Annotated in this window: 8 protein-coding genes; 2 read left to right on the forward strand and 6 right to left on the reverse strand. The window is 73.3% G+C overall.

The genetic code is table 11. The annotated features are described in order from the left end of the window. Positions 1 to 7: 7 nt before the first annotated feature. Positions 8 to 787 carry an electron transfer flavoprotein subunit beta/FixA family protein gene (locus HHX30_RS24160; protein ID WP_169984251.1) on the reverse strand — a complete coding sequence of 260 codons (780 nt, stop codon included), beginning with the start codon at positions 785 to 787 and terminating at the stop codon, positions 8 to 10. 299 nt (positions 788 to 1,086) lie between these two features. Next, on the reverse strand, positions 1,087 to 2,031 hold the full coding sequence (locus HHX30_RS24165) for a helix-turn-helix domain-containing protein (protein ID WP_169984252.1): 945 nt from the start codon (positions 2,029 to 2,031) through the stop codon (positions 1,087 to 1,089). Between the two features lie 109 nt (positions 2,032 to 2,140). On the opposite strand from HHX30_RS24165, the gene HHX30_RS24170 reads away from it, so the two are divergent. Continuing rightward, positions 2,141 to 3,169 (forward strand): trans-acting enoyl reductase family protein, encoded by a 1,029-nt coding sequence (locus HHX30_RS24170; RefSeq protein ID WP_169984253.1) that lies wholly within the window; start codon positions 2,141 to 2,143, stop codon positions 3,167 to 3,169. A 318-nt stretch (positions 3,170 to 3,487) separates the two neighbouring features. Beyond that, entirely contained in the window at positions 3,488 to 6,823 is a 3,336-nt protein-coding gene (locus tag HHX30_RS24175) for a BTAD domain-containing putative transcriptional regulator (protein ID WP_169984254.1), read from the forward strand. Positions 6,824 to 6,895: 72 nt separating this feature from the next. Here HHX30_RS24175 and HHX30_RS24180 read toward each other — a convergent pair whose 3' ends face one another. From HHX30_RS24180 to HHX30_RS40845, 4 genes are all read right to left on the reverse strand, one after another. Further along, positions 6,896 to 7,843 (reverse strand): hypothetical protein, encoded by a 948-nt coding sequence (locus HHX30_RS24180; RefSeq protein ID WP_169984255.1) that lies wholly within the window; start codon positions 7,841 to 7,843, stop codon positions 6,896 to 6,898. A gap of 72 nt (positions 7,844 to 7,915) precedes the next feature. Next, on the reverse strand, positions 7,916 to 9,157 hold the full coding sequence (locus HHX30_RS24185) for a serine/threonine-protein kinase (RefSeq protein WP_169984256.1): 1,242 nt from the start codon (positions 9,155 to 9,157) through the stop codon (positions 7,916 to 7,918). A gap of 39 nt (positions 9,158 to 9,196) precedes the next feature. After that, complete coding sequence (locus tag HHX30_RS24190) at positions 9,197 to 11,110, reverse strand: serine/threonine-protein kinase (RefSeq protein WP_169984257.1); 1,914 nt, start codon at positions 11,108 to 11,110, stop codon at positions 9,197 to 9,199. Between the two features lie 11 nt (positions 11,111 to 11,121). Further along, a complete protein-coding gene (locus HHX30_RS40845; protein ID WP_211592435.1) occupies positions 11,122 to 13,323 on the reverse strand; it encodes a serine/threonine-protein kinase in 2,202 nt (733 codons plus the stop codon). Positions 13,324 to 13,405: the final 82 nt, after the last annotated feature.

Consider the following 13,405-nt stretch of genomic DNA (forward strand, 5'->3'; position numbering starts at 1 on the left):
GGGCCCCTCAGATGAACTTCTTCGACGCGAGGAACTCGGCGGCCTTGGCCCCGCCGTCGCCCTCGTCCTTGATCACGGTGCCCGCGGCACGCGGCGGGGCGGCGGCGAACTCGACGACCTCGCTCCAGGAGTTCGCCAGGCCCACCTGGTCGGCCGCGATCTCCGCGTCGGCGACGCCGAGCGTCTCGACGGGCTTCTTCTTGGCGGCCATGATGCCCTTGAACGACGGGTAGCGCGGCTCGTTGATCTTCTCGACCACGGACACGACGGCGGGCAGCGACGCCTCGACCTTGTCGTAGCCGTAGTCGGTGATCCGCTCGACCCGGATCGAGGTGCCATCGACCTCGACCTTGCTGGCGAGCGTGAGCTGCGGGGCGCCGAGCCGCTCGGCCAGCATCGCGGCGAGCATGCCGGTGCGGGCGTCGGTCGACTCGGAACCCAGGATGACCAGGTCGTAGCCGATCTTCTTCAGGGCCTGGGAGATGGCGTAGGAGGTGCCCAGGGCGTCCGAGCCGTGCAGCGCGTCGTCGTGCAGGTGCACCGCCTTGTCGGCGCCCATCGCCAGGGCCTTGCGGATGGTCTCGGTCGCCTTGGCTGGACCCATGCTGAGGACGGTGACCTCGCCCCCATGGGCCTCCTTGAGCCGCAGCGCCTCCTCGACCGCGTACTCGTCGAGCTCGTTCACGACGCCGTCGGCGGCGTCGCGGTCGAGCGTCTTGTCATCGGACCTCAGCTTGCGCTCGGTCGCCGTGTCGGGGACCTGCTTCACGCAGACGACGATGTTCATGGCCGGTGGCCGACCTCCCCTTTCCGTACGGCTGACGCCGCGGTTCTCGGTACGTGGCGCGGGGTACGCGCACGTGATGCAAGACTGCCAGGTGCTCGCGGGCGCGCCTGTGCAGGTGGCCCGGGTGTCGAGATGACCCTGGTCCCCCCAGGCGGTATGTTACCCGTCGGTAGCTTAGGTGCAAACCTCCAGGTTTTTACGGCCGCGTCCTTCGGTTGAGGAATTCCCAGAACCCGGTCAGGCCCCACCCTACCGAACTATGTTCCAGAGGCCTCGGGGAGGTCCCTGTTGCCGGGACATCAGGGGCGGACCCGCGAGCGGAAGGTACGGCGGTAGGCGTCCGGAGGCACGCCCACCCTGCGGTTGAAGTGCCGGCGCAGCGTCGTGGCGGTGCCCATGCCGGTGGCCTCGGCGATGGTGTCGATGCCGTCGTCCGTGGTCTCCAGCAGCTCCTGGGCGTGGCGGATCCGCTGGGTCAGCAGCCATTGCAGCGGGGTGGTGCCGGTCACCGACCTGAAGTGGCGGTTGAGGTTGCGCGAGCTCATCCGCGCCCGGCGGGCCAGGTCCTCCACGGTCAGCGGCCGGTCCAGCCGTTCGATCACCCAGGGGAACAGATCGGCGAGCGGGTGGCTGCCCGGGGCCGGCACCGGCGTGGTGACGAACTGCGACTGGCCGCCGTCCCGGTGCGGGGGCACGACCAGGCGGCGGGCGACCGCGTTGGCGACCGACGAACCGTGGTCGAGGCGGACGAGGTGCAGGCACAGGTCCATGGCCGCGGCCTTGCCGGCGGAGGTGAGCACGCTGCCGCTGTCCACGTACAGGACGTCCGGGTCCACCTGCACGTGAGGGTGGCGGGCGGCCAGGTCTCGGGTGTGCGCCCAGTGGGTGGTCGCCCGCTTCCCGTCCAGCAGGCCGGCGGCGGCCAGCACGAACGCGCCCGTGCAGAGGGAGGCCACGCGCGCGCCCGACTCGTGGGCCGCGCGCACCGCGTCGACCAGATCGGCGGGCGGATCGACGTCGACGTCCGCCCACCCCGGGACGATCACGGTGTGCGCCTGCCGGAGCCGGTCGAGGCCGTGGTCGGGCTCCAGCAGGAACCGCCCGGCCCGCACGGCGCCCGGCCCGCAGACGACGAGCTCATACCAGGGATCGGCCAAGCCGGGGTCGGTCCCGAAGACCTCGTACGCCAGGGACAGCTCGAAGTGCAGCATTCCGTCGGTGACGGCCAGCGCGACAGTGATCACGTCCGAAATTGTACGAGTGATGGCGTTCCAGACACTCACGGTGGGACGCCCGTGATCGCCAGGATGTTCACAACAGATCGCGGCAGATCATGAAATAGAAGGAGAACCCATGGGATCGGGGCTCACGGTGGCGGTGTTCGGCGCGTACGGGCACACCGGGCGGTTCGTGGTGGCGGAGCTGCTCGAGCGCGGGTTCGTTCCGGTTCCGTCCGGGCGCGACGCCGGCAAGCTGACGAAGCTGGCGTCCGAATCCGGGCTGGAGGCCCGCCAGGCGTCGGTCGACGACCCCGCCTCGCTCGACCGCGCACTGGCCGGCGCGGCGGCGGTGATCAACTGTGCCGGTCCCTTCGCCACGACGGCCGCGCCCGTGATCGAGGCGGCACTGCGCGCGGGGATCCCCTACGTGGACGTGGCGGCCGAGATCGAGGCCAACGCCGACACCTTCCGGCACTTCACGGACCGCGCCCGCGCCGCGGGAGCGGTGGTCGTCCCCGCGATGGCCTTCTACGGCGGCCTCGGCGACCTGCTGGCGACCGCCGCGATGGGCGACTGGAGCACGGCCGACGAGGCGCACGTCGCGTACGGGCTGAGCAGTTGGCACCCCACCGCCGGGACACGCGCATCGGGCACGGTCTCCGGGCAGCGGCGCGCCGGCCGGCGCGTCCGTTACAGGAACGGCCGGCTGGAGTATCACCACGACGACCTGCCGACCCTGGAGTGGCCCTTCCCCGGCCCGATGGGGCCTCGTGCCGTCATCGGGGAGTTCACGATGGCCGACGTCGTCACCATTCCCAGCCACCTGTCCATCCCCGACGTGCGCACCTACATGACGGTCGAGGCGGCCAGGGACCTGTCGGCCCCGGACACGCCGGCGCCCGCCCCCGTCGACCAGCACGGGCGGTCCGCGCAGACCTTCCTCGTCGACGTCGTCGTGCGCTCCGGCGGGGCCGAACGGCGCGCCGTGGCGAGCGGCCAGGACATCTACGCCGTCACCGCGCCGCTCGCGGTGGAGGCGGTCGGCCGCATCCTCAGCGGACGGACCAGGACCGACGGCGTCGCCTCCGCCGGCGAGATCTTCGACGCCCCCGAGTTCCTCCGCGCGCTGTCCCCGCACATCTCGCTGGAACTGCGCCCCTAGCGCTGTGCGGCGACGCCGCGGGTGCCCAGGCCGGAGGCGCTGCTGGCGCCCAAGGGCGGCAGGACGATTGAGGAACTCGGCGCCAAATGGTTCTCCTAGCGGTTATTGGGTGGACTGTGACCGAAATACACGGTCGCTCTGCATACGTCGCCTTTTACGAGGTCACTACCTTTTCGCCGTTAATACCTATAAGTGACCTTGAAACGCATATACCATCGGGCCACTCGTAGGGGGTTTCGCCGACGGGGGTCGCGGATGGACGAGTTGCATGTGCGCGTGCTCAAAACCTCGTCTCTGACAGCCGGGGACGGTTCCGCCGTGCCCGTGCGATCGGCGAAGGCGAAGGCCGTGCTGTTCTACCTGGCCGTCGAGGGAACACCGCAGACGAGAACGGCCCTCGCCGGGCTGTTGTGGGGTGATCGCGCGGAGGCGAACGCACGCGGAAGCCTCCGGCTCGCCCTGATGGAACTGCGCCGGGCCGCGGGGAGCCACCTGGTCGTCGACCGGACCCACGTCGCCTTCGACCGCGACCGTCCGTACTCGCTGGACTGGGAGCACCTGGTCGAGAACGGTTCGGTGCCCACGGGCTATCGCGGCGGCTTCCTGGACGACCTCGTGGTCGCGGACGCCCCCGCCTTCGACGACTGGGTCGCCGAACGCCGGCGGCAGGCCGGGCACGCCGCGGCGCAGGCGCTCGGCGAGCGGGCGCGGGCCGCCTGGAACCGGGGCGACCGCGACGGCGCCGTACGGCTGGCGCGCCGGGTCCTCGCCGTCGACGCGCTGGACGAGAGCGCCCACCAGCTGATCATCGAGGTCATGTCGGCCACGGGCAACCGGGCGGGCGCCCTGGCGCAGTACGAGGCATGCCGCCGGAGTCTGGACCGCGAGCTCGGCGTCGCACCCGATCCACGCACCCAGGCGCTCCGGCAGCGGATCGCGCTCAATGGGCCGTCGGCTCACCCGGCTCGCGGTGTGCGGGTCGCCGCGCCGCCCCGCGAGGGTCTGCCGGGAGGTACGGCCACGCGGCGGCTGCCCCGTCCGCTGACCCGGTTGATCGGCCGTGAGGCCGAGATCGAGAACGTCTGCGCGAAGCTGCGGGACCGGGAGGTGCGGTTGCTCACGCTGACCGGTCCGGGCGGCGTGGGCAAGACGAGACTGGCCATCGCCGTCGCCGAACGACTCGACGACGAGGTGCTGTTCGTCTCGTTCAGCGGAGTGCGGCCGCACGACACCGCCGCGGAGACGGCCGCGAGCGGGGCGGACGGCGAGGTGGACGGCGAGGTGGACGTGGTCGCGACGACCCTGGCGGAGGCCGCCGGCGTCGACCTGACGCCGCCGAGACCCGCCCGCGATCTGCTGCTCGCCGCCGTACGTCGCCGCAACCTGATCCTGGTGCTGGACAACCTGGAGCACCTGCCCAGCGTGGCGCCGCTGGCCGGGGCGATCCTGTCGGCCGCGCCCGCCGTACGGATCCTGGCGACCTCACGACGCAGGATGGGCATCTGCGCCGAGCACGTCCACGAGGTGCCCGCGCTGTGTGGCGCCCCGGCGCGAGCGCTGCTTTTGGAACGCGCCAAAGCCCTGGTGCCGGACATCGCCCCGGGCACGCACTCGCTCGACCGCGTCTGCCGGGCGGTCGGCGGGCTGCCTCTCGCCGTCGAGCTGGCCGCGACGCTGACCCGGGCGATGACCTGCGAGGAGATCGCGGAGCACCTCGACCCGGGCGGTCCCGCGCCCCGCACCGCCCACGCCCCGGCGGACCTCCTGGTGCATCCGCAACCGGCGGCGGCCACGCGGCACGCCAGCATGAAGCAGGTCTTCGACACCTCCTGGCGGCTTCTCACCGCCGTGGAGCAGCGGGCGCTGGCCGCCGTCTCGGTGTTCGCCGGCGGCTTCACGCTCGCCGCCGGGATCGAGGTCGCGGACACCACCGCCCTGGTCATCGCGAGGCTCATCGATCACTCACTGGTCCGCCGCGACCACGACGGCCGGCACCGCGTCCACGAACTCGTACGGCAGTACGCCGTCGCACGCCTCGCCGACGAATCGCCCCGGGCTCGCCACGCCGCATGGTATGCCCGTTTTCTCCGGGACCGGGCGGCCAGGCTCCGCGATCACGCCGACCCGTCCGTGCTCCACGAGTTCGAGCCGGAGATCGACGACGTCCGGCAGGCCTGGCGTCACGCGGTCCACCGCCTGACCGGCCAGGATCGGGCGGCCTTCGCGGAGAGCTACTGGACGCTGTGCCTGCGCAGGCACTGCTACGCCGAGGCGCTGTCCGTGGCCTCCGACATGATCGCGGTCTTGAGGCCGGAAGACCGGGCGGCGTCGGCACGGTGGCACCGGCTCGCGGGGACGGCGCACTTCCAGTTCGAGCGCGGCGCGCAGAGCCTGACGGCCTTCAGGAGAGCGCTGGCGCTCGCCGACCGGCCGCTGCCGTCGTCCTGGGCCGGGAAGGCGAGCACGGTGGCCGGAGGGCTGGCACGCCAGGTGGTCCGCCGCACCACTCCCCTCAGCGGACGCGCCCGGCAAGGCCCGGCGCGCGAACTCGCCGCCGAGGCCGCGCACACCCTGTCCGTCCTCGGCGAGCTCGGCTACCACCGGCAGGAGCAGGACACGATGCTGCTCAGCGTGGTGCGTCACCTCGACGCGGCCGAGCGGGCGGGCGGCCCGGTCGAACGCGCCGAGGCGTACGCGAACTTCGCCGTCGTGGCCGCCCTCGCCGGGTCCGAGGCGGTGGCCCGGCACTACGGCCGCCTCGCCGACGAGGAGATCGCCACGGTGCCGGACCCTGTGGCGGTCTCCCGTGCCCGTCTCGTGCGCGGGCTGCGGCTCACCGCGGAGGGGCGGTTCACCGCCGCGCAGCGGGTCCTCACGCTGGCCCGCCGTCATCCCGCCGATCCCCGGCTCGCGGAGCACTGCCTCGGGCTCCTCGCCGACCTGGAGATCCAGCGAGGGCGCTACGCGGCCGCCGCGCCGCTGATGGCGGCGGTGGCCGAGACGTCGGTCGCGCGGATGGGCGAGACCCTGTCCGGTTACTGGGGCCTGACCGGGCAGGCGGAGGCGCTGCTGCGGCTCGCCGATCGTGACCCTGCCGACGTGAGCGCGGTCCTGAAATCCGCCGAGGAGGCGACACGGGCGTTGCCCGCGCTCGGCGAGGACCACTTCGCCCGGGCCGGGGCCAAGATCCCCGAGATCCAGCGGCTGCGGCTCGGCGTGGCACAGGCCCGGTTCCACCTGCTCGGCGACGACGCGCCCGCCGCCCGCCTGGCGCTGGACGACGCGCTGCGTACGGCCGACCGGCCGGACATGCCGCTCAGGGGCACCCTCGAGGCGTGGACGGGGCTGGCCGAGGTGCTCTGGGCGCTGGAGGCGGACGACCCGGCCGTACGGAGAGTGCTGCGCCACATGGCCCGGCTGGCTCGCCGTACCCCGTCGGCGGCGGCCCGCATGGGCTGGGCCGCGGCGCTGACGCACGAGGCGGCCGGTCGGCGGCCGAGGGCCCGGCGGGCCGCCGGGCGTGCTCTGGCCGCCGCTCGCCGTCTGGGCATCGCCTTCGACGAGGCCAGGTCGCTCGAAGTCCTGGGCGAGACCGGGGAGGCCGCCCGGATTCACGCCCGCCTGGGCACCGCGCCGCTCACCCGGCCCCGCTGAGGGCCGCCGGTCACGCCGGGAGACGGTGTCCAAAAGCGGCGGTTTCCCCGGCGTCACCGGCCGCCCGAGCCTTCAGCCGGCGAGAACGTAGCCCCCCACCGAGGACGGGATGACGAAGGAGTCGAGCCGGCGCAACTGGTGCGTGGCGCGGTTCACCCGATACCAGGTGTGCGTCCTGCGCAGGTCACCGTGCACGTGACGGTCGGACCGGGTCAGGACGTCGAGGTGGCCCGCTCTGTCCCAGCGCGCCTTCAAGGCCTCCTCGCCCGCGTGAAGCCGGATGGGGATGCTGCTCTTCTTCGCCGTGGCCAGGTTGCGGGTGAGGACCACGTTCTTGACGGAACCGCCGGCCTTCGTCCACTTCGGCGAGGCCACCGTGACGCCGTCGGGGCCGAGGTCACCCCGCATGTAGACGGACCGGCGCAATTTCACCGACCAGGTGCCGGTCGCGTAGAGCACCGCCGTCCGGTTGTCGCCGGCCATCATGCGCTTCCCGTCCGGGCTGAAGTCCCAGGACTGGTACCCCCTCGGCAGCGTGAAGACCTTTCCACTGGTCGTGTCCGCGATTCGCTCGATCTCCCATTCGGCGGCGTTCACGCCGCGCATGCCGACGAACCGGCCGCCCGGGGAGAGCGTCAGCGCGTTCATCTGGAGGTCGTCCGGCCATGTCACCGCGGGGATCTCACGTGCCCTGCCGGTGGCGGCCTCCCAGATCGTGAGCACGCCGTCCTTCCCCGCGAAGTACGCGGCCTGGGCACCGTCCTGGGAGACCGCGACGACGGCGGCGACGGTGTACTCGCCGGGCGCCACGGTCCTGCGTGCGCCGGGGAGCGCGACGACGCGGCCGTTGCTCAGCCAGAGCTTCAACGGGCCGCACGGCTGCCGGCCCCCGTCGGCCTGAAGACAGGACCCGAGACCCGCGTAACGGATCACGGGCTTGGCCGCCGCGGCCTCGGCCTGGGGGATCGTGACGAACGTCGCGGCGGCCGTCGCCGCGGCCAGCGCTACTCGGGACAGCATTTCGACATCTTCGCATAATGCGGATATCAAGGATCTCGGTCGCGCCCGGGGACGTGCAGGGCGGCAGCGGGTTCAGCTGGCGAACACGAGCATCACGAGCAGGAACAGGACGGTCCCGACGGCCATGAGGAGCGTCGCCGTGCTGAACAACGCGGAAAGCAGCGCCCACACCGCGACGGCCCCGGCACCGCCCGCGAGGTCCACCACGAGCCGCCGCCTGGACTTCCCCAGCAGCCCGAACCCCGCGTCCACCAGCAGGCCGATGCCGTAGAGCACCAGCAGGAGAAGCGACACCTCGGGGAGGTCGGCGCGCGCGGCGGCGGCGAAAAGGCCGACGACCACCGCGGAGCCGATCACCCAGCGGCGGTGCAGCCTCTCCCGGCGCGCGGCACGCGTCTCGTCCACCTCTCCCCGCCGGGTACGCCGGGAAGGCTCGCGGTCACTCTGGCGCCGATCACCGGGCCGCCACTCCTGGGTCGGCGCCTCGGACAGCGCGGGCCGCGCCGGCTCGATCCCGTCCAGCGCCGGCGCCGCCTCCTTGAGGAGCCCGGTCAGCTCCTCCGTCGCCGGCCGGTCCGCCGGGTCGGTGCTCAAGCACCGCTCCAGGAGCGGACCCAGCCAGGACGGCACGCCCGACAGGTCGGGCTCGCGGTGGACGACCCGGTAGGCGATCGCCGCGGCCGGCCCCGTCCCGTACGGCTGCCGCCCCGACGCGGCGAAGGCCAGCGTCGCCCCCCAGGCGAACACGTCGGCCTCCGGCCCGGCGTCCCGGCCCTCCAGCACCTCGGGGGCCAGGTAGCCGGGCGTTCCGGCCACCGCGCCCGACGCGGTGACCGAGGCCGACTCCAGCGCGCAGGCGATGCCGAAGTCGATCACGTACGGCTCGCCCTCGGAGACGATCACGTTCGCCGGCTTGAGGTCGCGGTGGACGACGCCGGCCGCGTGGATGGACTCCAGCGCCTCCGCCAGCCCCAGGGCGAGCCGCAGCAGGCCGGCCCCGGCGACGGAACCGTCATTGGCCACGACCGTGCTGAGCGGCCTGCCCTGCACGTACCGCGTGACGATGTAGGGCCGCTCCCCCGACAGCGAGGCGTCCAGCACCTCGGCGACGTGCGCCCCGCGAACCCGCCGCATCGTCTCCACCTCGCGGGCGAGACGGGCGATCGCGAAGCCGTCCGAGGCGACGTGGGGATGCAGGACCTTCACGGCGACCGTACGCCCGTCGGGATCGAGCGCGAGATGGACCTCTCCGAACCCCCCGGCGCCGAGCGCGGAGACCAGACGATAGGGACCAAGCTGTTCCTGAGTACCCAAGTTGTGTCTCCCCCGCTTCGCCGTACGGGACCGGGTGGGTCAGGTCCAGAAGGTCAGGAAGCGCAGGCCGATCCTGTCCATGAAGTCCCCGACCACGCCGCCGATCAGGTTGACGACCGTGTCCTGGCCCCTCTGCTTGAGATCCGCGACGATGTGGTCCACCGCCACGGACGGCGGCCGCCAGGGGACCCAGGAGGCGTCCGCGGACAGCGCCGTCATGACCGCGAACAGCGCGACCGTGCCGACCGCGATCGTCACGATCATTCCCGCTCCGGGGCTCCGGATCACCGCGCTCAGCGTCCGGGACACGGCCTTGCGGGGGGCCTTCCCTCCGGGGAGGAGGAACAGCCCGGCCACGAAGGCTCCCGCGGCGTACGCGGCGGCGGGGTCGGGCCTGACTCCGCCGAGGTAGTGGAAGCCGCCCCACACGCACATCGCGAACATCGCGGCCAGCGGGACCTGGACCACCGTCGCCAGCCCGGCCTTGATCAGCGCCCACGGCGTGCCGAGCACCGCGAGGAGCGGGTCGGTCCCGCTCGCGCCCCGCGTGGCCCGGCGGTCGGCGAGGTCGCCGATCAGGTACTGCCCCACCCGCAGGCACAGCGCCGCCACGACGGCGAACAAGCCCACCACGACCGGCAGCAGGCAGGCCAGCGCCACGAGCGTGGCCAGCAGCAGGGCCGCGAGCACCGGATGCGGCGCCCGGTAGGGGGCCCGCTTCCGCTCGGGTTCGTACGGCGCGGCGGGAGCCGGCGGCGGCGCGACCCGGGGCTCCGGGTAGCCGGCCACCCGCTGGTCGGGATACGGCGGCGGCGGGTACACCGCGGGCTGGTACGGCGGCGGGGGCGGGCCCCCCTGCCCGTACGGCGGGGCCTGCGGATGCGCCGGCGGCGGCGCGGACACCGGGCGGCGCTGCCTGGGCGCCCGGGGCTCCCGGCGGGGCCGTTCCGGCTCCACGTAGTTCACCGGCGGCAGCAGGTCGGAGTAGCTGTCCTCGTTCGCCGGGAGCTTGCTGGTCCGGCTCGCGCCGCCTCCGTTCACCCGGCCGCCCGCGTCCGTCCGCGCCACCTCGTCGAGCACCCGCGTGCCGTCGAGGATGCGCGTCCCGCCGTCACGCGGCGTCTCGCGGGCGCTCTCCTGGAGCACGGTGACCGAGGGGTCGAGCGAGCGGCTGTGCCGCAGCAGCGACGCGGCGCTGGGACGCGACGAGGCGTCGGACGCCAGGGCGAGGCGCAGCCAGCCCCGCAGCCAGGCCGGCGCGAGGTCCACCTGCGCCTTGCCTTCGAGGATGTTGTAACAGACCGACTCGAACGTGCCCGAGCCGAACGGCGCCTTGCCGGTGGCCGCGAAGAAGACCGTGGCCGCCAGCGCGTGCACGTCGGCGGCCTGGGTGATCTCGGTGTCCCGGATGATCTCCGGGGCGAGGTAGCCGGGCGTGCCGACGAACATCCCGGTCTGGGTCAGCCGCGTGGCGTTGACCAGATGGGCGATGCCGAAGTCGATCACCAGCGGCTCGCTGTCCACGAGCATCACGTTGGCCGGCTTGAGGTCGCGGTGGATGACCTCGGCCGCGTGGATGGCGACCAGGGCCTCGCACAGGCCCACCGCGAGCCGGATCACGTTGTCGTCGGCGAGCGGCCCGTCCTCCAGCACCGTCTGCTCTAACGTCCGTCCGGGGGCGTACCGCGTCACGATGTACGGCGCCGCGCCGGTCAGGTCGGCGTCGAGCACCTCGGCGACGCGCCTGCTGCGCACCCGCCGCATGGTCTCGACCTCGCGGGTGAGCCGGTCGCGGGCCTTGAGGTCGGTCGCGACGTGCGGGTGCAGGACCTTGACCGCGACCTCGCGTCCCTCCGTGTCCAGGCCGAGATGGACCACCCCCATGCCGCCCTCGCCGAGCTGCCGCAGCAGCCGGTAGGGCCCGATCCTCTCGGGAGCCTCAGTAGCCGACATGTCGTCCCCCGTCACCCATTCCCCGCCTGGTTACGCAGGTCTTCCAGCCGTTCCTGTATTGACAGAACGTCGATCGGGCCCCAGAAGTGCCCTGCTGTCTGTTTACCCAGGAGGCTGGAGATCGCGATCGCCGCCGTCAGCACCGCGAGTGCGCCGACCCCCCAGGCGAGTCCCTTGGCCGCTCCCTCGCCGGGCACCAGCGAGGCGAGCGTCCGCCGCATCTGCCTGCTCGGGCCCACCACCCCGGGCCCCGCGCAGATCGTCCACAGCGCCGTCGCGACCCCCCAGCTCAGCGCCGCGATCCGGAGCGCGGGCGTGTCACCGAAGAGGACGGTGAGCAGCAGCGTCACCGGCAGCCCCAGGACCAGCGCGTACGGCACGAGCGCGATCGTGACGCCGATCGACTTGACGAGCTCCGCGGGACGGCTCAGCACGCGCAGCACGTCGGCCGCCGCGGCGCCGGCCGGACGGCGGGAGTTGAGGTGCGGCTGAGCCATGTCGGCGGCCCGCAGCAGCACCGCGACCGGCACGGCCACCAGGCACACCAGCAGCGGCGCCATGACCGCGAGAGACGTCATCACGACGAGCAGCAGCGCGCTCGTCACGCCGTACGCCCTCGAGCGCTGCAGCAGCCCCCCGGACGGGAACGGCATGGGCGGCACGGTCGGCGGCGGCACCCGCACCGTCGGCATGAACGGCGCGGGGTTCGGCTGGTGGATGTGCGGAGTCCGCTCGTAGATCTCCGGCACGCTCCCGAACAGGGCCCGCTCACGCGCCGCCGCGTCCCCGTGCTCGCCGATCCCCTGGTGAGGGGACGCCGCGCCGCGCGGTCCCATGGTGTCGCCGGTGACCGCCTGGCGCACCTCCTCGGAGGTCACCCGGCGCGTGGGGATGTCACCCTCCGGGCGCAGCATCGGCGTCTGCCACTCGTCCGGCTGGGCGCGCGGCGGCACGGGCCCGCCGGTGACCGGGCCGGAGACCGGAGCCGGGCCGGTCCCGGAAGCGCCGGGGAACGCCGACGGGCCGGTGGTGCGGGGCGGGGGCATCCGGGTCGGGATGTCGCCCTCCGCGGGGTCCTGTGCCGGACTCCCGGGCGGGCCGGACGGTCCGAGGCCCGCCCTGCGCAGGTCCTCTCCGGTCACCCGTACGGTCGGGAAGGGGTCGCCGCCCTGGCCGCCCTGACCGCCCTGGCCGCCCTGGGGCGTCTCGCGCAGCAGCGAGACGAACTCCTCGGCCCGGCCGCCCGCGGTGGACGGCGCGCCGGCGACCGGCCTGCCCGGAAGAGACGGGTTCGCCACCGGTGCGCCACCGGTGGGCGGACCACCCGCGGAGCCGAAGCCGGGCACCTGCTGGCCGCCCGTGTCGTCGACGTTGGGCACCGTGGTGATCTCGTCGGGCACCCGGGGCCTGCCGCCCGGAGACTGGGGCATGAGCCGCGCGAGCTGCCGCACGAGCTCGGCCGCCGTCGGCCGCCTGGCCGGGTCGCGGTTGAACGCGGCGCGCAGCATCGGCTGGATCGGCGCGGGGGCCGCCTCGACGTTGGCCCGGCCCGAGGTGATGTTGAAGAAGATCATCTCCAGCGTGCCCTTGCCGAACGGCGGCTGGCCGGTGGCGGCGTAGAGCACGGTGCCCGCCCAGGCGTGCACGTCCACCTGCGGCCCGGCCTCGTGGCCCTCGATGATCTCCGGGGCGAGGTAGCCGGGCGTGCCGATGAACATGCCGGTCTGGGTGAGCCGGGTGGCGTCGACCGCCTGCGCGATGCCGAAGTCGATCAGCACCGGCTGGCCGTCCAGCATCAGCACGTTGCCCGGCTTCAGGTCGCGGTGGATGACCCCCGCGGCGTGCACGGCGGCGAGGGCCTGGGCCACCCCGACGGCCACCTTGAGCACGGCGCCGAGGGGCAGCGGCCCGTCGTTCTTGACGACCTCGTCGAGCGGCCGTCCCGGCACGTAGCGGGTGACGATGTACGGCCTGCGCCCGGTGACGTCGGCGTCGACGACCTCCGCGATGTTCGGCCCGCGCACCCGCCGCATGGTCTCGACCTCGCGCGACAGACGTCTGCGCGCGACGTCGTCGCCCGCCACCTCCGAGCGCAGGACCTTGACGGCCACCTGCCTGCCCTGCGGGTCGAGGGCGAGGTGAACCACGCCCATGCCGCCCTCACCGAGCCGCCTCAGCAGCCGGTACGGGCCCAGTCGGTCGTCCTGATTCATCGCCTAAGCACCATACCGACTAAAAGAACGCCCATGAGTGAACCATCGCGCCACATCTCCGCTCCGCACAACGGAGGAAAGA

This window comes from Microbispora sp. H10836 (genome assembly GCF_012999525.1).
In the GTDB taxonomy this organism is placed as follows: Bacteria; Actinomycetota; Actinomycetes; order Streptosporangiales; family Streptosporangiaceae; genus Microbispora.

Excerpts from the sequence above, each read along its gene's own strand:
- HHX30_RS24180 (WP_169984255.1), bottom strand. The coding sequence starts at position 7,843 with ATGCTGTCCCGAGTAGCGCTGGCCGCGGCGACGGCCGCCGCGACGTTC.
- HHX30_RS24190 (WP_169984257.1), bottom strand. The coding sequence starts at position 11,110 with ATGTCGGCTACTGAGGCTCCCGAGAGGATCGGGCCCTACCGGCTGCTG.
- HHX30_RS24170 (WP_169984253.1), top strand. The coding sequence starts at position 2,141 with ATGGGATCGGGGCTCACGGTGGCGGTGTTCGGCGCGTACGGGCACACC.
- HHX30_RS24160 (WP_169984251.1), bottom strand. The coding sequence starts at position 787 with ATGAACATCGTCGTCTGCGTGAAGCAGGTCCCCGACACGGCGACCGAG.
- HHX30_RS40845 (WP_211592435.1), bottom strand. The coding sequence starts at position 13,323 with ATGAATCAGGACGACCGACTGGGCCCGTACCGGCTGCTGAGGCGGCTC.